Here is a 21,211-nt window from a genome sequence, read left to right on the forward strand (position 1 = left end):
CGGGAACCGCTACTTCTTCGCGCGCTGCTTCGCGATCTCGTAGAGGGTGACGCTGGCGGCGATTCCGGCGTTGAGCGACTCGGTCGCCGCGCTGATCGGGATCGAGACGACAGCATCACAGGTCTCGGTGACCAGACGCGAGAGGCCTTTGCCCTCACTACCGACGACGACGACGAGCGGCTCCTTGGCCCAGGTGAGGTCGGGCAGCGGGGTGTCCCCGTCCCCGGCCAGCCCGAGCACGAACACGCCGCGCTCCTTGAACGCCTTGAGCGTCTGGGTGAGGTTCGACGCCATGGCTACAGGGGTGCGGGCTGCTGCGCCGGCAGAAGTCTTCCAGGCGGCGGCGGTGAGACCGACCGAACGACGCTGCGGCACGATCACACCCTGGCCACCGAACGCGGCGACCGAACGGATGATCGCCCCCAGGTTGCGCGGATCGGTGACGCCATCGAGCGCCACCAGCAGCGGCACCTTGCCCTGAGAGACGATCTTGTCGAGCAGGTCGGTCGGGTGCGCGTACTCGTACGGCGGCACCTTGAGCGCGACGCCCTGGTGCACGGAGTCGAAACCGCCGAGGCGGTCGAGCTCCGGGCGCATGACCTCGAGGATCGGCAGGCCGCGCTTGGTGGCGATCTGCATGATCTCCTTGACGCGGTCGTCGTACTCGATGCGGGTGGCGATGTAGAGCGCGGTCACCGGGATCTTGGCGCGGAGGGCCTCGAGAACGGAGTTGCGACCGGTGACGACCTCGAACTCATCCGTCTGCTTGGGACGCTGTGGGCGGGACTGCTGCTGGGGGCGTTGCGGCGCACCGGTGCTGCTGGACGGCCGGCGGGCGTTGCCGCCAGCGGCGACGAAGCGCTCCTTGGCTGCCTTTGCCTTGCCTGCGGGGTGGTACGGGCGGTCCTCCGCCTTCGGCGTGGGCTTCTTGCCCTCGAGCGCCTGGCGACCCTGGCCGCCCGATCCGACCTGCGGGCCCTTGCGGGCCTTGCGCACGGCTCCGGCTCGGGGCTTGTTCGCTCCACTGCTCTTCATTAGTCAAGACTCCAATGTGACCCCGTCGGGGTGTCTTCGATCTGGATGCCGGCTGCGGCAAGTTCATCGCGAATGCGATCGGCGGAGGAGAAATCCCGCGCCTTGCGTGCCGTATCCCTGTCTTCGATCAACTTCTCGACGAGAGTCGCGAGCGCTACGCTCGCCGGATCATTCGCGGCAGTCTGCCAGTCTAGGGCCAAAGGATTGATCCCCAGCACCTCGGTCATCGCGATGACCGCGCCCTGGATGCTGGCGGCCTCCCCCAGATCTTCGTCATCGAGTGCCGCGTTGCCGGCCCTCACCGTCTCATGCAGCACGGCGATGGCTTGCGGAATCGCGAGGTCGTCGTCCATCGCCTCGGCGAACTCCTCGGGAACGCGTTGCACCGATCCGCTCTCGAACCGCGTGCCTTCGAGACGCCGACGCGCACGGTCGAGGAAGACCTCGATGCGGTCGAGAGCCGCCTCCGCCTCGATCAGGGCACCGTCGTGGTAATCGATCGTCGAGCGGTAGTGAGCGGAGCCGAGGTAGTAGCGCACGACCAGCGGCCTGGCCTTCTCGAGAAACTCCGCGGCGAACAGGGAGTTACCCAGCGACTTCGACATCTTCTGACCGTTGACGTTGACCAGCCCGTTGTGCACCCAGTGATTGGCGAACCCGTAGCCAGCCGCCGTCGACTGGGCAAGCTCGTTCTCGTGGTGCGGAAAGCGCAGGTCGAGACCGCCACCGTGGATGTCGAAGTGCGTGCCGAGGTAGCGCGCCGACATGGCCGAGCACTCGATGTGCCAGCCTGGGCGCCCCGGGCCCCACGGCGAGGGGAACGACGCCGAGTCCGGCTCTTCGGGCTTGTAGCCCTTCCACAGGGCGAAGTCGCGGGCGTCCCGCTTGCCGCGAGTCTCGACATCCGCCGACGCCGCCATGTCTGCCGGGTTCTGGTGGGTGAGCTCGCCGTAGGCGGGCCACGACGCGACGTCGAAGTAGACGTCGCCACTGTTCTTGCCATCGGCACCGGCATCGTCGGCGACGTAGGCGTGACCGCGCTCGATCAGACGCTCGATGATCTGCTGCATCTGGGGGATGCTGGCGGTCGCTCGCGGCTCGTAGGTCGGCGGCAGGATTCCGATTCGGGCGTACGCGCTAGAGAACTCCAGCTCGAATCGGTACGCGAGGGCCCACCACTGCTCGCCGCTGTCTGTCGTCGGCGAGGCGTTCGCGAGGATCTTGTCGTCGATGTCGGTGACGTTGCGAACCAGGGTCACATTCAGCCCGCGGTAGGTGAGCCAGCGACGCCACTGGTCGTAGACCAGGGCCGAGCGCAGGTGGCCGATGTGCGGAGAGGACTGCACCGTCGGCCCGCAGACGTAGATGCCGACGTGGCCCTCCACGATCGGCACGAGGTCGGCCAGGGCGGCGGTCTTGGTGTCGTAGAGGCGCACAGTCACGGTGCCCAGCTTAACGATCCTGAAGAGGCGTTACCGGGTCCGGCCTCACCCACCGAATCAGGGCACCCGCTGAACGAGCGCCGTCGCGATCACCGCGATGCCCTCGCCGCGCCCGGTAAACCCGAGAAAGTCGGATGTCGTCGCCGAGATGCTCACCGGCGCTGCGACGAGAGTGCTCAGCCGGGCTTCGATCTCGGCGCGTCGCGGCCCGATGCGCGGCGAATTGCCGACGACCTGCACCGACACGTTCTGCGTCTGGTAGCCGGCATCCGCCAGCATGGCCACTGTCGAGGTGAGGAAGACATCGCCGTGCGCGTTGGCGAAGCGCGGGTCGGCCGTGCCGAAGCGCGACCCGATGTCGCCGAGCCCCGCCGCAGACAGCAGCGCGTCGCAGACCGCGTGCGCGACCACGTCGCCGTCGCTGTGCCCAGACAGACCGCGTTCGCCCGGCCAGTAGACACCGCCGAGCCAGAGCGGGCTCGCGTCGTCGAAGGCGTGGACATCGATGCCGAGGCCGCTGCGCAGATCGCCAACCGAGGTGGAGGTCACGGTCGGCGCGGCGAGCACCTCGGCCCGGCGGAGGTCCCACGGGGTCGTGATCTTGAACGCGTCGGCATCGCCGATCACGAGGGTCACCGGGTGGTTCGCCGCCGCGAACACGGCGGCGTCATCGGTGAAGTCTTCGGTGGCCGCTGCGTAGGCGGCGACGAGGTCGGCGGCCGGAAAACCCTGCGGTGTCTGCACCGCCGCGAGTTGCGACCTGTCCACGGTTTCGGCGACCAGCGTCTGGCCGTCTGGGGCGGCATCCGTGCGTTTGATGGTGTCTGTCACCGGAAGCCCGGGAACCACGCCCGCATCACTCGAGCGCACCGCGGCGATCACCCGTTCGAACTGTTCGGTCGGGGTGAACGCCCGGGCGGCGTCGTGCACGAGCACGATCTGTACGCTCGTCGCGAGCGCGGCGAGCCCCGCCGCGACCGACTCCTGCCGAGTGCTGCCGCCCGCGACGACCGTGACATAGGCGGAGGCCACGCCAGCAACCCCGCGCGCGATCTGCCGGGCACGGGTCACCAGCTCCGCCGGCGCCACCACGATCACCTGGGCGGGCTCGCTGAGGCCGAACACCGCCTGCAGGCTGTGGGCCAGGATGCTGCGTCCCGCCACTTCGACGAACGCCTTGGGTGACGACTGCGCAAGTCTCGTCCCGCTGCCAGCCGCCACCACGATGATGGCGACGCTCGGCGAGTCGGGAACGTCGCCGACGCCGCCCTCAGGAGGCAAGGATCTCATCGAGAACGCTTGACGCCTTCTCTTCGTCGGTCTTCTCGGCCAGGGCAAGTTCAGAGATCAGGATTTGCCGCGCCGAGGCGAGCATGCGCTTCTCCCCCGCAGACACTCCCTTGTCGTGGTCGCGGCGCCACAGGTCGCGCACGACCTCCGCCACCTTGATCACGTCACCCGAGGCGAGCTTCTCGCCATTGGCTTTGTAGCGGCGCGACCAGTTCGACGGCTCCTCGGTGAAGGGGGTGCGCAGCACGTCGAAGACCCGTTCGACTCCACCGTGGTCGATCACGTCGCGCACGCCGACCAGATCGACGTTCTCGGCAGGCACCTCGATGATGAGCTCACCCGACGACGACTCGTTCTGGCTGATGCGCAGCTTGAGGTAGAGCTTCTCTTCGCCCTTGATCGTGCGATTCTTCACCTCGACGATGGTTGCCGCACCATGACGGGGATACACGACGGTTTCGCCGACTTCGAAAAGCATGGGATTGCTCCGTTCGCAAGAGCACCGATTTTATCACAGGGGCCCCGCGCGGGCCGGGCCGCGGAACGATCGGCGCCATCTCGGTAGGCTAAACTCCAAGCAGGTTTCCCGCGTGTATATCCGCGGAATCGAGGCCTTCGTACCGCGTTCTGGAGGGTTCTGTGAGAACACGTATTGCCGCATCCGTCGCCCTGGCGGCAGCGCTCGCCTTGGGTGTGAGCGGATGCACGTTCATCTCGCCGCAGTCGACCCTCAAGGCCTACGACCCGAGCGATGGTGTCGATGCCACCGTCGCCAACCTCGATGTACGCAACGCCCTCCTGCTGAGCAACAACGGCCAGGAGGCCAGCTTCGTCGTCAGCTTCATCAACAACGGCGACACGCCGATCGACTTCACCGTGCAGTACACGGGTACAGGCGGCAAGGTGACCTCCCACTTCACCGTTGACGGCAACGCGGTGAAGAGCTTCGGTGACACCGAAGAGAAGCAGCTGGTGCTGCAGGGCATCAACACCAAGGCCGGCGCACTGTTCCCGGTCTTCGTCACCTACGGTTCGCACACCGGCAAGCAGCTGCTCGTCCCCGTACTCGGCACCTCGTGGTCGCAGTACAAGGATCTCGCGCCGACCAAGTCGCCGACGCCCAAGCCGCGGCCCACGAACATCCCGGGCCTTACCGAGAGCCCGATGCCGACCGCGAGCAGCGCCCCCAGCAACTAGCGCCGGTACGCAGAACTTCTGCGTCTCCACGTAACAAATGCACCCGGGCGACCGGGTGCATTTGTTACGTTCGGGCGCATTTCTTCGCGCGTCGTTCGCCCGGCGCCAACCGAACGGGGCCAGGCGAACAACGCAGCGCCGGCCTAAGCCTCGAAGCGGTAGCCCAGGCCGCGCACGGTGACCAGCATCGTCGGGTCTGACGGGGTCTCCTCGATCTTCGAGCGGATGCGCTTGATGTGCACGTCGAGCGTCTTGGTGTCACCGAAATAGTCGGCGCCCCAGACCCGGTCGATCAGCTGGCCACGGGTGAGTACGCGACCCGAGTTGCGCAGCAGCAGCTCGAGCAGCTCGAACTCCTTGAGCGGCATAGCCGTCTCGGTGCCGCGGACGGCGACGGTGTGACGCTCGACGTCCATGCGCACGTCGCCGGCCTCGAGGATGGCGACCTCTTCTTCCTCGTCCTCGACGCGGCGGCGCAGTACGGCGCGGATGCGGGCCAGCAGCTCGCGCGTCGAGTATGGCTTGGTCACGTAGTCATCGGCGCCGAGTTCCAGGCCGACCACCACATCCACTTCACTGTCTTTGGCCGTGAGCATGATGATCGGCACCTGCGAGCGGGTGCGGATGTCGCGGCAGACCTCGGTGCCCGAGATGCCGGGGAGCATGAGGTCGAGCAGGATGAGGTCGCTCCCGTTGCGATCGAACTCGGCGATGGCGCTCGGGCCGTCGGGGGCGATCGTGGTTTCGTAGCCCTCTCGCCCGAGCAGGAAGGCGAGCGGCTCGCTCAGCGAGGACTCGTCTTCGACGATGAGAATGCGGGTCATCAGGCTTCCTTAAGTGTTGCGATGGCAGGGGGAGAGACGGGAGCGCGGGATGCTTCGGGCAGCCGGATCGTGAAGGTGGAACCGTTGCCGGGTTGTGACCACACCCGCACGTCGCCGCCGTGGTTTTGCGCCACGTGCTTGACGATGCTGAGCCCGAGGCCCGATCCGCCGGTGTGACGAGAGCGTGCCGGGTCGATGCGGTAGAACCGCTCGAAGACACGATCGCGATCTTCTTCGGGGATGCCGATGCCCTGGTCGGTCACCGCGATCTCCACGATGCCGTCGGAGTTGTTCACCCCGATACCGATCCGCGAACCCTCGGGCGAGTACTGGATGGCGTTGGCGACCAGATTGTGCAGCGCAACGGCCAGCAGTGACTCGTCGCCGTAGACCTCGGCATGCTTGTCGCCGCCGCGCGCGATCTCGATGCGGTGCGATTCTGCAGCCACGCGATTCTGATCGACGGCGAGAGTGACCACGTGGTCGATCTCGACGACGTCCGGCTTGGACAGGGCGTCTGCGGCCTGCAGTCTGGAGAGCTCGATGATCTCCTGGGTGATCCGCGCCAGACGCTCGGACTCCTTGGTGAGACGCTGCGCGAAGCGACGCACCGTGTCGGGATCGTCGGAGGCCGCCTGCAGCGCCTCGGCGAGCAACCCGACCGCACCGATCGGGGTCTTCAGTTCGTGACTGATGTTGGCGACGAAGTCGCGCCGCACGTCGTCGAGACGATACGACTCGGTGCGATCTTCGGCGAGCAGCAGGATGTACCGGGCGCCGAGTCGGGCGATCCGTACGAACAGGTGGATGTTCGCCTCGCCGAACGGACCGCGGGCCAGCTCCAGCTCTTGCGTGGCCGCGTCGCCGGTTCGTCGAACCCGATCGACCAGCGCGACCAGCTCGGGATGCACGAGCGCCTGATTCCAGACCAGCCCCAGCGAGAGGGCTCCCGGACTCGCCTTCACGACGTTGTTGCTCGGGTCGAGAACGACACCGGCGGACTCGAGCGCGTCGATCACCTGGTCGACGCCGTCGGGAACGGCGGTGCTCGCGACATCCATCGCCCGCTGACCGCGTCGCATGGAGAGCAGCAAAATGAGAACGACCCCTGCGCCGACGATGAGGCCGAACGCCAAGGCGAGCGGCACCAGCCAGGCGGAGTCCATAGCCACTAGATTAGTTACATCTCCCGGCCGGTCTTCGCTGTCGAAGAGCCGCGGCCCGCTACTTCGGGAGATGTTCACGGGCACGGCATCCGTTGTTTACCTTCGCGGAGCAGTGTGGCTCATAACTATGCGGGTTTCCATGGCCCGCGGCGAAAGGGAACGACAACATGCGCGAGGTTTTCCAGCAGGAACTGGCGGAGGTGCAGGAGCGCCTCGTCGAGATCGCCGGTCTGGTCGCCGTCGCGATCGAGAACGCCACGAAGGCCTTCAACGAGTCCAATGTCTCCCTCGCGGAGGTCGTCATCGACGAGGACGCGAAGATCGATGAGGCCGCCATCGCGCTCGACGAACTGGCCATCAACATCCTCGCCCGGCAGCAGCCGGTCGCCCGCGACCTGCGCATCGTCGTCAGCGCACTGCGCATCAGCGCCTCTCTCGAGCGGATGGGCGACATGGCCGAGCACATCGCTCAGCTGGCCCGCTACCGCTTCCCCGACAAGGTCGTGCCGAAGTCGCTGCGTCCGACCTTCCTCGAGCTCGGTCGCCTCGACGTGCAGATCGCGAACAAGCTGACCGACCTGCTGCGCACCGAGGACGTGACCCTCGCCGAGGAGATCCGCAACGATGACGACCAGATCGACGCGCTGCACCTGAGCGTGTTCGACAAGGTGCTCAGCGAGACCTGGAAGGGCGCTGCGGTCGACACGGTCGACTCCACCCTGGCCTCGCGCTACCACGAGCGTTTCGCCGACCACGCGGTGTCGATCGCCAAGAAGGTGCAGTACCTCGGCACCGGCGAGTGGGTCGCCTCCGCCGTCATCGAGTAACTTCGGCGTTAATCGACGAACGGGCACCCTCGGGTGCCCGTTCGTGGTTAAGACGCTACTTCTTGCCCTGGTTCGCCACGGCAGCCGCGCCGGCAGCGGCGGCCTCGGGGTCGAGGTAGACGGCGGGCTCGACCGGGTAGAAGTCGTCGCCGAGCGTGTAGACCAGGGGAATTCCGGTCGGGATGTTCAGCTCGGCGATGTCGGCATCGGAGATGCCGTCGAGGTGCTTGACCAGCGCGCGCAGCGAGTTGCCGTGGGCGGTGACCAGCACCGTCTTGCCGGTGGCGAGATCGGGCTTGATGTCCGACTCCCAGTAGGGAAGCATCCGGTCGATGACGAGTTTGAGAGATTCGGTGCGCGGCAGGTCGTCGCCGAGCCCGGCGTAGCGCACGTCGTTGGCCTGGGAGAACTCGCTGTCATCGCTGAGCGGGGGCGGCGGAACGTCGAACGAGCGGCGCCAGGTCATGAACTGCTCCTGGCCGTACTTTTCGAGTGTTTCGGCCTTGTCGAGGCCCTGCAGCGCACCGTAGTGACGTTCGTTGAGGCGCCAGCTGCGCTTCACGTCGATCCAGTCGCGGTCGGCGCCGGCCAGCGCGATGTCGGCGGTGTGGATCGCCCGCTTGAGTACCGAGGTGTACTGGATGTCGGGCAGGATGCCAGACTCCGCGAGCAACTCGCCGGCCCGCGTGGCCTCCGCACGCCCCTGATCACTCAGGTCGACGTCGACCCATCCGGTGAAGAGGTTCTTCTGGTTCCATTCGGAATTGCCATGGCGCAGCAGGATGAGCGTGTAAGTCATGCTCCAAATCTAGTTGACTTAGACGCATGCCTATCGGTTCGATCACCCGCGGGACGACGGGCACCAACCGTCTGCGCCGGGTCGACCGGTGGATCGCGCAGTTGCCGGCTTTCCGTCGGGCGGCGAACCCGCTCGTCGTCGACCTCGGTTTCGGCGCTTCGGCGACGACGACCCTCGAACTGCAGCAGCGGCTTGGCCGCGTGCGCCCGGACGTGCAGGTGCTGGGCCTCGAGATCGATCCCGCGCGCGTGAAGCTGGCGGCTGCGTCCGAGCGTCCCGGGCTCACCTTCGGGCTCGGCGGGTTCGAGGTGCCGACTCCGGGCGATCGGCCGGCCACGATCATCCGTGCCTTCAACGTGCTGCGCCAGTACGACGAGAGCGCCGTGCCCGACGCCTGGCACCGCATGGTCTCTCGGCTCGACGCGGACGGGCTGCTGGTCGAGGGCACCTGTAACGAGGTCGGCCGCGTCGCCAGCTGGGTGGATGTCGCGGCGTCCGGTCCGCGGACGTTCACGATCAGCCTCCGCCTCGCCGCCCTGCAACTGCCGTCGATCGTGGCCGAGCGTCTGCCCAAGGTGCTGATCCATCGCAACATCCCCGGCGAGCGCATTCACACTTTCCTCACCGACCTCGATCGGCAATGGCAGGTGCACGCGCCGCTGTCGGTCTACGGTCCATCGCAGCGCTGGATCGCGGTCGCCGCGGGGATGCGCGACCTCGGCTGGCCTGTGCGCGGCGGCAAGTCCCGCTGGAAGCTCGGCGAACTCACGGTCGACTGGGCTGCGGTGGAGCCGCTGGGCTTCGCCTGGTAGCGGGCCGCACGCACCTTGGCGCCCCTGTTCTCGCGCGGTCGGCGCCGACCTCGCGCTGTGGCACTCACGCACTGTCGGCACGGCCCTCGCGCTGTCGGTACGACTATCGCGCTGTCGGTACGACCGCGTCATCCCCAGCACTACCGTTATGCACGCTCTCCTGTACAACGGGAATGTTCGGGATGCGGCGGTCGGCTCTTGGACGGATCGGCAGCGACGACGTTGGCCGCGCGGATTCCGACCTCGACGCCACGGCGTTTCGCTCGATGAGGCCTGACAGGAAAATCGCCAGTCACGAAAATCGCCAGTCACGAAAATCGCCAGTCACGAAAATCATCAAAGACAAAAACCGACAGGTAGCCCAGGGCAGGGCAGATTAGCGCTGCACTGCGCCAAGACGCGGCAGTCGGGGCACGTCGGCCTCGGCTCCCGCAGAGGGTGGCACGACGATCTCCTGTGCCGCCGGCACCAAAATGCCCTGCGAGCGCACCGCAAGCTCCGCGGTCGGATCGGCAGACCGCTTGATCACGGCCAGCGCGATCGGGCCAAGCTCGTAGTGCAAACCGACGGAGGTCACCCGACCCACCACATTCTCACCAAGGACCACCTCGTCACCGGGCGACGGCAACACGGCATCCGAACCGTCGAGATGCAGCATGACCAGCCGCCGGGGCGGATGCCCGAGGTTGTGCACCTTGGCCACCGTCTCCTGACCGCGGTAGCAGCCTTTTGACAGATGGACCGCGGAGCGCAGCCAGTCGAGTTCGTGCGGGATCGACTTCTCGTCGGCCTCGGTCGCAAAGCGCGGACGCCAGGCGGCGATGCGGAGCGCCTCGAGGGCAAGGAGCCCCGCGGCCGGCAGCTCGATCGACCCGAGCGAGGCGCGGTCGACGAGAATCTCGCTATAGGTCCACTCGCTGTAGTCATGGTCGGCGGCGGTCGCGTACTGGTGGCCGCCCACAGCCACCGAACTCCACGGGTCGTGCCACACCAGCGGAACACCGTTCGGGGCTGCGGCCGCGAGATCGGCGCTACCGAAGGTGCCGACGGTCGCGAACTCCGAGGTGCGATCGCGCGGATCGACCCGCAACATGAATCGCATCTTCGTCAGCCAGTCGAGCAGGCCGGGAGCCTCGGCCGCCTCGATCAGAAGCCACAGCTCCGTGCCGTCGTCGAGCAGACGAACCGCGTACTCGACGTGCCCGGTCGGGTCGAGCAGCAGAGTCTCGCTGGACTCCCCCGGCGCGAGTCGCTTCACGCTCTGGCTTGTGAGCGAATCGATCCAGCTCAGCCGGTCGTCGCCCGAGATGGAAAGCACGGCGCGGTGCGAGAGGTCGACGATCCGATCACCGGATGCCAACGGGCGCTGTTCGGCGAGAGGATTGCCGTAGTGCGCCGGGACGCCGGCATCCATCCCCGCGCCGTCGACGGCACCAGGACGCGTGAGAAAAGGAGAGTTACTCAAGGCGCGCGAGCCGCCCCGAAGCGTGCGTCGCGAGCTCCTGGCCGAGGGCGGCGATGTCCCAGGCCCAGAGCAGGTGATTCTCGACCAACCCGTAGAGCCGGGTCGAAGCCGAATGCTCCTTCGCGTTGGTGGAGCGCATCACCGCGTCGGTTCCGAGATCGATGCGCGGCCCCTTGACCTGCCCGATATAGAGCTCGCTCACCCCCGTGGGATGCAGAACCGACGCCTCGATGTCGAAGCCCTGGTTGCTGTTGCGCAGCGCCTCGACCGACTGGGTGGTGGTGAACGGTCGCGCACCGACCCCGGGCAACATTCCCGGACCCGGATCGCCCTCGATCTGCTTGCGCGCCAAGCGCCAATAGCCGACCTCGGTGGCGAGGGGTGTGCGAGCCTCATCCGTCAGCCAGGTGTACGAGGTGTAGTTGAGGTACGGAAGCCCATCGTGGCTGAAGCTGATGCGCTGACCGAACTCGACATTGCGCGTCTCGGAGGTACCGTCTGGGGCGGTGATCTCGTAGTTGACGAGCCCGGACCCCTCCCAGACGCCGATCAGCCACGACAGCGGAACGAGTTCAGAGGGAACGTTCGTGTCGATCTCGATGACCATGCCGCCGCCTAGCGCTGACCGCGGAACAGGTTGAAGAGCACCACCACAGAGACGTAGCCGATTGCGAGCGTGGCCAGAATGAGCAGGCCGACGAAGAAGATTTCCAGGCCGAGATACATGGGTCGATTCTATGCCGCTCTATGGCGCAAGCAGAGGGACAACGGTAGTCGCGAGCCCCAAGATCACCACGGAACCGCTCAGGCTGACAATCACCCGATTCACCAGGCCGACCTTCTGGTCGAGGCCGAGTTGGATCACGAAGGTCCCGAGCACACCCACGATGAGCACGATCGGCATCCAGACGAGGCGCTGGCCGCCCGACGCGAGAAGCAGCACCAGAAGCGCCCCAACCGCCACCACCGCCCACACCGGGATCGCGCTCAGCGGGAACCTGCGGATGACGGGTTGGTCAATGCTCACGAATCAATTGTGCCCTACCGGTCGTGCCCGCCCGCGAAAAGTGCCTTTAGACTGTGGGCACAGATTGGGAGGCACCATTGGCGCAGTTGTTGATCCTGACTTCTGCCACGGGCAGCGAGGTCTTACCGGCGCTGGGCCTACTCAGTCACCGCACACGCCAGATCGCCGCCGAGCCCGCCTCCCTGATCACCGCGCCGAGCTGTGACCTCATCCTCGTCGATGCCCGCTCCGATCTCGCCAGCGCGAAGTCGCTGTGCAAGATCCTCACCACCACCGGCGTGAACGTTCCGCTGATGCTCATCCTCACCGAGGGCGGACTGACCGCCGTCAGCGCCGACTGGGGGGCGGATGACGTCGTGCTCGAGTCCGCCGGACCCGCCGAGGTCGACGCCCGCATCCGTCTCGCCGTCGGTCGCCAGGCACTCGACAAGACCAGCACCAAGATCAACGCCTCCGGTGTCGTCATCGACGAGGCGAGCTACTCCGCGAAGGTGCACGGGCGCCCGCTCGACCTCACCTTCAAGGAATTCGAGCTGCTGCGGTTTCTCGCCACCCATCCCTCGCGGGTCTTCACGCGCGAGCAACTGCTCAGCGAGGTATGGGGCTACGACTACTTCGGCGGCACGAGAACCGTCGATGTGCACGTTCGGCGTCTGCGCGCCAAGCTGGGCGACTTGGAGTCGCTGATCGGCACCGTGCGCAACGTCGGCTACCGCTTCAACGTCTACGAAGACGACCCCGAGCGCCTTGCGACGGCAGTCAATTCCTGATCTCGATGCCGTCGTAGCCCGAGCGAAGGCCGTCGACGGACAGCCCCCGTTCTCCGATCAGGCACTGGTCGACCTGCGGTCCGGCACGCGGTCGCTGCTGCAACTCGACTCTGCGCACGCGATCGTCGGGCAGGGTGAGGCCGAATTCGTCGTGGAACCGGATGCCCGCGGCCGAGGTCTCGGCACCGCGATGCTTACGCGGCTGCTCGCCGACATCACCACCGGCGATGGTCACCCCGAACTGCTCGTGTGGGCGCATGGCGACCACCCCGCGGCCCGTGCCCTGGCGGCGAGCCACGGCCTGGAGCCGATCCGCGAGCTGCTCCAGCTACGCCGTCCGGTCCCTGAGCTTGTCGAAGGGCCGGCGCCGCACGGTCCGGGCCTTTCGACGAGCCCAGGGACCGTCCGGGCCTTCCGTGTCGGGGTCGACGAGGACGACTGGGTCGCGCTCAACGCCCGCGCCTTCGCCCATCACCCCGAGCAGGGTTCGGTCACCCGCGCCGACCTCGAAGAACTCGAGCGCGAACTCTGGTTCGACGCCGACGACTTCCTGATCCTCGACGATGGCACCACCATGGTCGGTTATTGCTGGCTGAAGGTCGAAGACGGGATCGGCGAGTTCTACGTGGTCGGGGTGGACCCGGCGCATCAGGGCGGTGGGGCGGGGCGAGCGCTGATGGCCGCCGGGTTCGCGCGACTCGCGGCACGCGGCATCCGCACCGCCGCTCTGTACGTGGACGCCGACAACGTCGCCGCGGTCAAGCTGTACCGCTCGCTCGGTTTCGAGCAGTACTCGATCGACATCCAGTACCGCTATAGAGCCCTCTGAGGGCCCTGGTTCACGTGGCGTTCACCAGCGACCGTTCCCCGCGAGTGGTTGGATGGTGCAATGGACAACGAGACCTACCTGGCCGACGCAGGACTCGGAACCGACAGCCTCGACGACGACTACGAAGCTGAGTGGGTCGACGACGGAACGCTGCCGCCCGACCGCTACCTCGATCGCGAGCTGAGCTGGCTCGCGTTCAATACGCGCGTGCTCGAACTGGCCGAAGATCCTGAGCAGCCACTGCTCGAGCGTGCGAACTTCCTCGCCATCTTCGCGAGCAACCTCGACGAGTTCTTCATGGTTCGCATCGCGGGGCTGAAGCGGCGCATCCTCACCGGCCTCGCCGTGCCGACCAACGTGGGCACGGCGCCGACGGTGGTGCTCTCTGAAATCCAGGCCCGCGCCCACGAACTGCAGCTGCGCCACGCCGCCGCCTTCCGCGACCTGGTCAAACCCGACCTCGACGACGCCGGCATCCACATCGAGACGTGGGCCGACCTCGAGCAGTCCGACCGCGAAGCGCTCGACGTGATCTTCGCCAACCAGATCTTCCCGGTGCTCATGCCGCTCGCGGTCGACCCCGCGCATCCGTTCCCCTACATCTCCGGGCTCTCGCTCAACCTGTCGGTGCGGGTGCGCAACCCGAAGACCGGCAAAGAGGAGTTCGCGCGCCTCAAGGTGCCGCCGATGCTCCCCCGGTTCGTCAAGCTGCCCAACGACGGCAGCGGCATCCTGCGATTCATCCCGCTCGAAGACCTCATCTCCAACCATCTCGGCGATCTGTTTCCGGGCATGCAGGTGCTCGACCACCACGAGTTCCGCGTCACCAGGAACGAGGATGTCGAGGTCGAGGAAGACGAGTCGGAGAACCTCATCCAGACCCTCGAGCGCGAACTGCTTCGGCGCCGCTTCGGGCCCCCGATCCGCCTCGAGATCACCGACGACATGGACGAGCTCACCCTCACCCTGCTGGTGCGCGAGCTCGATATCACCGAGTCAGAGGTCTACCGCCTTCCGGCCCCGCTCGACCTCGGCGGGCTGTTCGAGCTCACCAAGATCGATCGCCCCGAACTCAAGTACCGCAAGCACGTCCCGACCACGGCGGTGCAGCTACTGCCTGCCGAGCCGAACGCGACCCCGGACATCTTCCGCTCGATCGCGCGCCAGGACATCCTGTTGCACCACCCGTACGAGTCGTTCGCGACGAGTGTGCAGGCCTTCCTCGAGCAGGCCGCTGCCGACCCCAACGTGTTGGCCATCAAGCAGACGCTCTACCGCACCTCGGGTGACAGCCCCATCGTCGAGGCACTGATCGCCGCGGCCGAGGCCGGCAAGCAGGTGCTCGCACTGGTGGAGATCAAGGCGCGCTTCGACGAGTCGGCGAACATCGTCTGGGCCCGCAAACTCGAAAAGGCCGGCGTGCACGTCGTCTACGGCCTGGTCGGCCTCAAGACTCACTGCAAGCTCGCGCTGGTGGTGCGTAACGAGGGCGGTCGCCTGCGGCACTACAGCCACATCGGCACCGGCAACTACAACCCGAAGACCAGCCGCATCTACGAAGACCTGGGGCTCCTCACCGCGAGCGACACCGTGGGCAAAGACCTCACGCGCCTCTTCAACGAGCTCTCTGGCTACGCCATCGAGAAGAAGTTCAAGCGACTGCTGGTAGCCCCGCGACTGCTGCGCAAGGGGCTGATCAAGCGCATCCAGATCGAGGCAGATAACGCGCGCAACGGGCTGCCATCCGGCATCCGGATCAAGCTGAACTCCATCGTCGACGAGGCGATCATCGACGCGCTGTACCGGGCGAGCGAGGCCGGCGTGCCGATCGAACTGCTGGTGCGGGGCATCTGTGTGATGAAGCCGGGGCTCCCCGGGATGAGCGAGAACATCACCATCCGTTCCGTGCTCGGTCGCTACCTCGAGCATTCGCGCATCTTCTCCTTCGCCAACAACGGCGACCCGCAGGTGTACATCGGCAGCGCCGACATGATGCACCGCAACCTCGACCGTCGCGTCGAGGCATTGGTGCGGCTCACCGCTCCCGACCATCTGCGCGAGATCTCCGACCTGTTCGACCTCGCGATGTCAGACGAGACCTCATCATGGGCACTCGACGGGGACGGCAACTGGACCAGGCACGACCACGACGCCGAGGGGCGGCCGCTGCGCGATCTGCAAAACACGCTGCAGAAGTCGATCTCCGGTCGCAAGCGTGGCGGAGTGGCGCGGTGAGCATTTCGGCGACCGCCTCCCCGGTCGTCGCGGCCGGTGCGGTCTGCTGGCGGATCGTCGACGGCAAGACCGTGGTGCTGATCGTGCGACGCGGAGATCGAGCCGACGTCGGCCTGCCCAAGGGCAAGGTCGACCCGGGCGAGACGCCCCCGCAGACCGCGGTGCGCGAGCTCAAGGAGGAGACCGGGCTCTCGGTCACGCTCGGGGCGCCGCTCCAGACTATCCAGTACACGATGCCGGGCGGCAAAGAGAAGGTGGTCCACTTCTGGGCTGCAGAGGTCTCGGATGCTGCGGTAGCGGCATCCAGCTTCTTTCCGAACGCGGAGATCGCCGCCGTTCAGTGGCTCCCGATCGCCAAGGCACGAGCAGCACTCAGCTACGACCGGGACCGGGACGTGCTCGACGAGTTCGAGGCCAGAGTCACGGCCGGACGCGTACGCACCTTCCCGATCATCGCGCTACGGCACGGCAAAGCCATCCCTCGCCCGGGCTGGGACGGGCCGGATGCCACCAGACCGCTGATGCACCGCGGCCGCGCGCAAGCCATCAGCGTCGCCCCGGCGATCGCCGCGTGGACGCCGCGCAAACTGATCAGCAGCACCGCCCTGCGCTGCCTGAGCACGATAGAACCGACCGCCGCGGTCACCGGACTAGCGATCTCGCTCAAAGAAGCGATCAGTCAGGATGCTTTTGCCGACGACGAGAGCGGAATGCTGAAGCTGGTGGAGAGGCGCCTGGCGAAGCGCAAGCCGGTAGTGCTCTGCAGCCACGGCCCGGTCATCCCGCACATAGTCAACGAGATCGCGAAAGCCACGGGCGAACCGGACAATCGCGCGCTGCGTCGAGCGGGGGAACTCGCCACCGGCGAGTACATCGTGCTGCACGTGTCGCTCGACCACCCGCACGACGGGTTGGTCGCCTTCGAGACACACGCTCCTCATCCTGGCTGACCGGATTCGGGCCAGGTGGGGCGACATCGGCCCGTTTAGTGTGGTGTTCCATTCCCGTTAACCCACCGTTCACCTTTCGGCGCGACTCTGGTTAACCTCTGCCCATAGCGTCGTCTTCGGACCAGCACCGGTCTGCCCGGCCAGCAGAGCCCTAGACGTTAGCTCGCCGTGGTCACCACCCCCGAAGGGAACACAGTGAAGTTCAAGAATGTGGCAGTTGTCGGCGCCTTCGCGCTGACCGCTACGATCGCCCTCGCCGGCTGCGCAGGAACCAGCAGCGACACCGGCTCCAGCACCAAGCCCTCCGCCAGCGCTACCGCTGACGCGTACAAGATCGACCCGTCGCTGACCGGCACCATCACCGCCGGTGGTTCGAGCGCACAGGCCAACGCCGAGGCAGCGTGGGTCGCAGCGTTCACGTCGCAGGCCAAGGGCGTCACCATCAACTACGACAAGTCGCAGGGTTCTGGCGGTGGCGTCACCAACTGGCTCGCCGGCAGCTACGACTTCGCGGGTTCCGACTCGCCCCTCAACCCGACGCAGGTCACCTCCTCCGCCACCACCTGTGGCGCAGACGGTGCGATCAACCTGCCGGTCTACCTCGACGGCGTCGCGGTCATCTACAACCTGCCGGGCGTCAAGAACCTCAACCTCTCTTCCGAGGTCATCGCCAAGATCTTCAGCCTGAAGATCACCACCTGGAACGACCCGGCCATCGCCGCGCTCAACCCGAAGGCCACGCTGCCCTCGACCGCGATCACCACCGTGACCCGTTCAGACGGCTCGGGCACGACGAGCAACTTCACCAACTACCTCAGCCAGACGCAGCCCTCGATCTGGACCTACGCGCCCAGCAACGCGTGGCCCGTCGCCGGCTCGAGCGCCCAGCAGGGCGGCTCCGGTGTGGTGAACACCGTCAAGGCTGGCGAAGGCACCATCGGTTACGCCGACCACAGTGCGATCGGTGAGCTCTCCTCCGCGTCGATCCAGGCCGGAACCAGCAAGGACTACGTCGCGTTCAGCGCGGAGGGTGCCTCGGCTGCCTTCGCCAAGGCTGCTGTCGCCACGCCGACCGCCGTCGACGGTGACCTGTCGCAGAAGCTCGACTACACCAAGCTCACCGACAAGTCTGCCTACCCGATCCCGCTGGTCTCGTACCAGATCCTCTGCAAGACCTTCAAGTCGGCTGACCAGGCCAAGCTGACCAAGGCCTTCGTCGGCTACGTCGCCAGCGACATCGGCCAGAAGATCGCCGCGAAGAACGCCGGCGCTGCTCCGATCCCCGCGGAGATGCTCGCGAAGATCACGAAGAGCCTCGCCGACGTCAAGTAGTCAGCCCTAGCGTTCTGCACAACCGGTAGAGCCTTCCCTGCTGCGACACCTCCCGAGAAAAGACATCAGTGACTACAAATCCCGCTGTTCGCTCCCGCCAGAGCCCTGTCAAAGCGTCAGGTTCCACCACCGCGTCAGGACCCCGCTCCCCCCAGGGGGGAGCGGGGTCCGCCCGCGTCAAGTCCCGGCCGGCCGACCGCATCTTCTTCGGCCTGAGCTTCGGCTCCGCATTGCTCATCATGGTCATCCTGGCCGCGGTCGCGATCTTCCTTATCGTGCAGGCCGCGCCGGTCATCGGAGCGAACTGGGCGAGTAATCCCGACCTCAACAGCGGCCCTACCGGTGGCTACGCCACGTTCTGGAACTACGTCCTCCCGCTGATCTGGGGAACGATCTGGATCTCCGCCATCGCGCTCGTGCTCGGCGCTCCGGTGGCCATCGGCATCGCCCTGTTCATCTCGCACTACGCGCCGCGCCGCATCACCGGCATCCTCGGCTACCTCATCGACCTGCTCGCGGCCGTGCCGTCGATCGTGTTCGGCCTCTGGGGCATCATCGTCATCCGGCCGCTGCTGCTGCCGCTCACCGACTGGCTCAACCAGAACCTCGGCTTCATCCCGATCTTCTCCGGCCAAGCCTCCACCACCGGATCGACGATCCTCTCCGGTGGCGTGGTGCTGGCGGTCATGATCCTGCCGATCATCAGTTCCATCTCGCGCGAGATCTTCCTGCAGACCCCGCGTCTGCACGAGGAGGCCGCGCTGGCCCTCGGCGCAACCAAGTGGGAAATGATCAAGATGGCGGTACTGCCGTACGCGAAGTCGGGCGTAGTGAGCGCAGTGCTCCTCGGCCTCGGCCGGGCGCTCGGAGAGACCATGGCGATTGCGCTCATCATCTCCCCGTCCATCGGCTTCTCGGTCAAGATCCTCACCGAGGGAAGCAACTCGCAGACCATCGCGGCGAACCTGGCCCTCAACTTCCCGATCTCCAATGTGCCGCAGCGCGAGGCGCTCATCGGCACCGGGCTCATGCTCTTCGTCATCTCGCTGGCCGTGAACTTTCTCGCCCGCGCGATCATCTCCCGCTCGAATGTGAACACGGGCAGCCGTAAGAAGCGTCGACCGAAAGCCGTCGTCGAATCCGCGGCGGCAGAAAACGGCCCCGTGCTGTCTGCCAGCGACTCCCCCGTCGGCGCGGGCACCGCGTCTGCCAAGCCGGAAGGAAACCCCGCGTGACCGCGATCAGCTCAGGGGCCGCCCGCAAGAACGCCTCCAATGGCCCCGGCCCCATAGTCAACTCGCTGACCACCGGTCAGCTGCCGAAGTTCGTGGAGTTCTACGTTCTCGCCGGCGCGCTCATCGTGATGGGCGGCGTCATGCTGCTCATGGGCTTCAACCTCGGCGGCTGGATCTTCCTCTCGGCTCTGCTCTACCTGGTCGCTCTCGGAGTGCTTTCGGCGATCGCCGAGAACCGCCGCCGCGCGCTTGACCGAATCGTGCGGAGCTTGGTCACCATCGCTTTCCTCCTGGCGATCGCCCCCCTGGTCTCGACCCTCTGGACCGTTGCGTCGAAGGGCATCGGCCAGCTCAACTGGGGCTTCATCTCCCAGACCGGCGGGGCCGTCTTCAATCCGGACACGCTCAAGGTCGACATCACCACCGGTGCGCTACAGGCGATCGTCGGAAGCCTCGAGATCACCGGCATCGCCGCTCTGATGTCGATCCCGATCGGGCTGCTGACGTCGATCTACCTGGTCGAGTACGCGCAGCCGAACCAACCCATCGCACGAGCCGTCACGTTCCTGGTCGACGTGATGACCGGCATCCCGTCGATCGTCGCCGGTCTGTTCGCCTTCTCGCTGTTCTCCCTGTTGGTCGGCCCCAAGGCGTTCAGCGGGTTCTCCGCCTCTGTCGCCCTGTCTGTGCTGATGATCCCGATCGTGGTGCGATCGTGCGAGGAGATGCTGCGGCTGGTCCCAAGCGACCTGCGCGAAGCATCCTTCGCCCTCGGTGTCTCGCGGTTCTCGACCATCATCAAGGTCGTCGTACCGACCGCAATCGTCGGTATCATCACGGGCATCACGCTGGCGATCGCCCGGGTCATCGGTGAGACCGCGCCGATCTTCATCGCGGCGAGCTTCACCGACAACTTCAACGCCAATCCGTTCCAGAATCCGATGCAGACCCTCCCGGTGCTCGCCTACACGGGAATCAAGTTCCCGGGTCAGGACATCGCGGCATCGAATGCCTCCGCCTGGGGCGCCGCGCTGCTGCTCGTGATCCTGGTGGTCATCCTCAACATCATCGCCCGCGTCATCGCCCGAGTCTTCGCGCCCAAGGGCGCTCGCTAACCCGAGAAAAAAGGAAAACGTGTCCAAGCGCATCGAAGTCAACAACCTCGACGTCTTCTACGGTGACTTTCTCGCCGTCGAAGGCGTGTCGATCACGATCGAACCCCGCACCGTCACGGCCCTGATCGGCCCCAGCGGCTGCGGAAAATCCACCTTCCTGCGCACGCTGAACCGCATGCACGAAGTCATCCCCGGCGCTCACGTCGACGGCGAGGTTCTCATCGACGGCAATAACCTCTACGGTCCCGGCGTCGATCCGGTACTGGTTCGCCGCCAGGTGGGAATGGTGTTCCAGCGCGCGAACCCGTTCCCGACCATGTCGATCAAAGACAACGTGCTGGCCGGCGTCACGCTGAACAACCGCAAGCTGTCGAAGTCCGACTCCGAGTCGCTCGTGGAGCGCTCGCTGCGCGGTGCGAACCTGTGGAACGAGGTGAAAGACCGCCTGGACAAGCCGGGGATGGGTCTCTCCGGTGGTCAGCAGCAGCGTCTGTGCATCGCTCGCGCCATCGCGGTCTCCCCCGACGTCGTGCTGATGGACGAGCCGTGCTCTGCCCTCGACCCGATCTCCACCCTCGCGATCGAGGATCTGATCGAGGAGCTCAAGCAGGAGTACACGATCGTGATCGTCACTCACAACATGCAGCAGGCTTCGCGGGTGAGCGACAAGACGGCATTCTTCAACATCGCGGGCACGGGCAAGCCCGGCAAGCTCATCGAGTACAACGACACCACGACGATCTTCTCGAAGCCCAGCGTGCAGGCGACTGAAGACTATGTCTCCGGCAAATTCGGATGATCTGACCTACCAACACAAAGACAGAAGCGGATCGAGCGCCATTGCTCGATCCGCTTCTGTCG

At 66.2% G+C, this 21,211-nt stretch carries 21 protein-coding genes; 11 read left to right on the forward strand and 10 right to left on the reverse strand.

All coding sequences use genetic code 11. The features are described from left to right. Window positions 1–9: 9 nt before the first annotated feature. From rlmB to IV501_RS11380, 4 genes are read right to left on the reverse strand one after another with little or no spacing between them, the layout of a single operon-like run. A complete protein-coding gene (gene rlmB, locus IV501_RS11365) occupies window positions 10–1,035 on the reverse strand; it encodes a 23S rRNA (guanosine(2251)-2'-O)-methyltransferase RlmB (protein ID WP_200556463.1) in 1,026 nt (341 codons plus the stop codon). After that, complete coding sequence (gene cysS / locus IV501_RS11370; RefSeq protein WP_200556464.1) at window positions 1,035–2,477, reverse strand: cysteine--tRNA ligase; 1,443 nt, start codon at window positions 2,475–2,477, stop codon at window positions 1,035–1,037. Before cysS ends, rlmB begins: the two co-directional genes overlap by 1 nt. Before the next feature lie 57 nt (window positions 2,478–2,534). Then, the gene (gene ispD, locus IV501_RS11375; protein ID WP_200556465.1) at window positions 2,535–3,767 is read right to left on the reverse strand and encodes a 2-C-methyl-D-erythritol 4-phosphate cytidylyltransferase; all 1,233 of its coding nucleotides are present in this window, start codon (window positions 3,765–3,767) and stop codon (window positions 2,535–2,537) included. Next, window positions 3,748–4,245 carry a CarD family transcriptional regulator gene (locus IV501_RS11380; RefSeq protein WP_200556466.1) on the reverse strand — a complete coding sequence of 166 codons (498 nt, stop codon included), beginning with the start codon at window positions 4,243–4,245 and terminating at the stop codon, window positions 3,748–3,750. Before IV501_RS11380 ends, ispD begins: the two co-directional genes overlap by 20 nt. 161 nt (window positions 4,246–4,406) lie before the next feature. On the opposite strand from IV501_RS11380, the gene IV501_RS11385 reads away from it, so the two are divergent. Beyond that, the gene (locus IV501_RS11385; RefSeq protein WP_200556467.1) at window positions 4,407–4,964 is read left to right on the forward strand and encodes a hypothetical protein; all 558 of its coding nucleotides are present in this window, start codon (window positions 4,407–4,409) and stop codon (window positions 4,962–4,964) included. 143 nt (window positions 4,965–5,107) lie between these two features. Here IV501_RS11385 and IV501_RS11390 read toward each other — a convergent pair whose 3' ends face one another. Continuing rightward, window positions 5,108–5,788: a winged helix-turn-helix domain-containing protein gene (locus IV501_RS11390; RefSeq protein ID WP_200556468.1), complete on the reverse strand. Its 681-nt coding sequence runs from the start codon at window positions 5,786–5,788 to the stop codon at window positions 5,108–5,110. Continuing rightward, window positions 5,788–6,954: a sensor histidine kinase gene (locus tag IV501_RS11395; protein WP_200556469.1), complete on the reverse strand. Its 1,167-nt coding sequence runs from the start codon at window positions 6,952–6,954 to the stop codon at window positions 5,788–5,790. Before IV501_RS11395 ends, IV501_RS11390 begins: the two co-directional genes overlap by 1 nt. 167 nt (window positions 6,955–7,121) lie before the next feature. On the opposite strand from IV501_RS11395, the gene phoU reads away from it, so the two are divergent. After that, a complete protein-coding gene (gene phoU, locus IV501_RS11400) occupies window positions 7,122–7,781 on the forward strand; it encodes a phosphate signaling complex protein PhoU (protein ID WP_200556470.1) in 660 nt (219 codons plus the stop codon). A 55-nt stretch (window positions 7,782–7,836) separates the two neighbouring features. Here the strand turns inward: phoU and IV501_RS11405 are convergent, their stop codons facing one another. Next, window positions 7,837–8,580: a phosphoglyceromutase gene (locus tag IV501_RS11405; RefSeq protein ID WP_200556471.1), complete on the reverse strand. Its 744-nt coding sequence runs from the start codon at window positions 8,578–8,580 to the stop codon at window positions 7,837–7,839. A 26-nt stretch (window positions 8,581–8,606) separates the two neighbouring features. Between IV501_RS11405 and IV501_RS11410 the strand changes: the two genes are divergently transcribed. Then, complete coding sequence (locus tag IV501_RS11410) at window positions 8,607–9,392, forward strand: class I SAM-dependent methyltransferase (protein WP_200556472.1); 786 nt, start codon at window positions 8,607–8,609, stop codon at window positions 9,390–9,392. Between the two features lie 376 nt (window positions 9,393–9,768). Here IV501_RS11410 and ygfZ read toward each other — a convergent pair whose 3' ends face one another. The 3 genes from ygfZ to IV501_RS11425 all read right to left on the reverse strand — a co-directional run bounded on the left by ygfZ (window position 9,769) and on the right by IV501_RS11425 (window position 11,884). Beyond that, window positions 9,769–10,806 carry a CAF17-like 4Fe-4S cluster assembly/insertion protein YgfZ gene (gene ygfZ, locus IV501_RS11415; protein WP_200556934.1) on the reverse strand — a complete coding sequence of 346 codons (1,038 nt, stop codon included), beginning with the start codon at window positions 10,804–10,806 and terminating at the stop codon, window positions 9,769–9,771. 43 nt (window positions 10,807–10,849) lie between these two features. Next, window positions 10,850–11,464, reverse strand: a complete 615-nt coding sequence (locus IV501_RS11420; RefSeq protein WP_200556473.1) for a heme-binding beta-barrel domain-containing protein — start codon at window positions 11,462–11,464, stop codon at window positions 10,850–10,852. A 138-nt stretch (window positions 11,465–11,602) separates the two neighbouring features. After that, window positions 11,603–11,884: a hypothetical protein gene (locus tag IV501_RS11425; protein WP_200556474.1), complete on the reverse strand. Its 282-nt coding sequence runs from the start codon at window positions 11,882–11,884 to the stop codon at window positions 11,603–11,605. A 77-nt stretch (window positions 11,885–11,961) separates the two neighbouring features. On the opposite strand from IV501_RS11425, the gene IV501_RS11430 reads away from it, so the two are divergent. From IV501_RS11430 to pstB, 8 genes are all read left to right on the forward strand, one after another. Further along, a complete protein-coding gene (locus IV501_RS11430; protein WP_200556935.1) occupies window positions 11,962–12,654 on the forward strand; it encodes a response regulator transcription factor in 693 nt (230 codons plus the stop codon). Next, window positions 12,632–13,483, forward strand: a complete 852-nt coding sequence (gene mshD / locus IV501_RS11435; protein WP_200556475.1) for a mycothiol synthase — start codon at window positions 12,632–12,634, stop codon at window positions 13,481–13,483. The genes IV501_RS11430 and mshD overlap by 23 nt, the downstream gene beginning before the upstream one ends. Before the next feature lie 60 nt (window positions 13,484–13,543). Then, window positions 13,544–15,718: an RNA degradosome polyphosphate kinase gene (locus IV501_RS11440; protein ID WP_200556476.1), complete on the forward strand. Its 2,175-nt coding sequence runs from the start codon at window positions 13,544–13,546 to the stop codon at window positions 15,716–15,718. Continuing rightward, complete coding sequence (locus IV501_RS11445; RefSeq protein WP_307812260.1) at window positions 15,715–16,668, forward strand: NUDIX hydrolase; 954 nt, start codon at window positions 15,715–15,717, stop codon at window positions 16,666–16,668. Before IV501_RS11440 ends, IV501_RS11445 begins: the two co-directional genes overlap by 4 nt. A 195-nt stretch (window positions 16,669–16,863) precedes the next feature. Further along, window positions 16,864–18,000, forward strand: a complete 1,137-nt coding sequence (gene pstS / locus IV501_RS11450; RefSeq protein ID WP_200556477.1) for a phosphate ABC transporter substrate-binding protein PstS — start codon at window positions 16,864–16,866, stop codon at window positions 17,998–18,000. A 68-nt stretch (window positions 18,001–18,068) separates the two neighbouring features. Beyond that, the gene (pstC, locus tag IV501_RS11455) at window positions 18,069–19,235 is read left to right on the forward strand and encodes a phosphate ABC transporter permease subunit PstC (protein ID WP_200556478.1); all 1,167 of its coding nucleotides are present in this window, start codon (window positions 18,069–18,071) and stop codon (window positions 19,233–19,235) included. Between the two features lie 5 nt (window positions 19,236–19,240). Further along, on the forward strand, window positions 19,241–20,350 hold the full coding sequence (gene pstA, locus IV501_RS11460) for a phosphate ABC transporter permease PstA (protein WP_307812302.1): 1,110 nt from the start codon (window positions 19,241–19,243) through the stop codon (window positions 20,348–20,350). Window positions 20,351–20,369: 19 nt separating this feature from the next. Next, a complete protein-coding gene (pstB, locus tag IV501_RS11465; protein WP_200556479.1) occupies window positions 20,370–21,149 on the forward strand; it encodes a phosphate ABC transporter ATP-binding protein PstB in 780 nt (259 codons plus the stop codon). Window positions 21,150–21,211 lie beyond the last annotated feature (62 nt).

The organism is Lacisediminihabitans changchengi (genome assembly GCF_016634425.1).
GTDB classification, from domain to species: domain Bacteria; phylum Actinomycetota; class Actinomycetes; order Actinomycetales; family Microbacteriaceae; genus Lacisediminihabitans; species Lacisediminihabitans changchengi.

Excerpts from the sequence above, each read along its gene's own strand:
- phoU (WP_200556470.1), top strand. The coding sequence starts at position 7,122 with ATGCGCGAGGTTTTCCAGCAGGAACTGGCGGAGGTGCAGGAGCGCCTC.
- ygfZ (WP_200556934.1), bottom strand. The coding sequence starts at position 10,806 with ATGGATGCCGGCGTCCCGGCGCACTACGGCAATCCTCTCGCCGAACAG.
- IV501_RS11410 (WP_200556472.1), top strand. The coding sequence starts at position 8,607 with ATGCCTATCGGTTCGATCACCCGCGGGACGACGGGCACCAACCGTCTG.
- IV501_RS11390 (WP_200556468.1), bottom strand. The coding sequence starts at position 5,788 with ATGACCCGCATTCTCATCGTCGAAGACGAGTCCTCGCTGAGCGAGCCG.
- IV501_RS11395 (WP_200556469.1), bottom strand. The coding sequence starts at position 6,954 with ATGGACTCCGCCTGGCTGGTGCCGCTCGCCTTGGCGTTCGGCCTCATC.
- ispD (WP_200556465.1), bottom strand. The coding sequence starts at position 3,767 with ATGAGATCCTTGCCTCCTGAGGGCGGCGTCGGCGACGTTCCCGACTCG.
- IV501_RS11380 (WP_200556466.1), bottom strand. The coding sequence starts at position 4,245 with ATGCTTTTCGAAGTCGGCGAAACCGTCGTGTATCCCCGTCATGGTGCG.
- IV501_RS11440 (WP_200556476.1), top strand. The coding sequence starts at position 13,544 with ATGGACAACGAGACCTACCTGGCCGACGCAGGACTCGGAACCGACAGC.
- IV501_RS11420 (WP_200556473.1), bottom strand. The coding sequence starts at position 11,464 with ATGGTCATCGAGATCGACACGAACGTTCCCTCTGAACTCGTTCCGCTG.
- IV501_RS11405 (WP_200556471.1), bottom strand. The coding sequence starts at position 8,580 with ATGACTTACACGCTCATCCTGCTGCGCCATGGCAATTCCGAATGGAAC.
- rlmB (WP_200556463.1), bottom strand. The coding sequence starts at position 1,035 with ATGAAGAGCAGTGGAGCGAACAAGCCCCGAGCCGGAGCCGTGCGCAAG.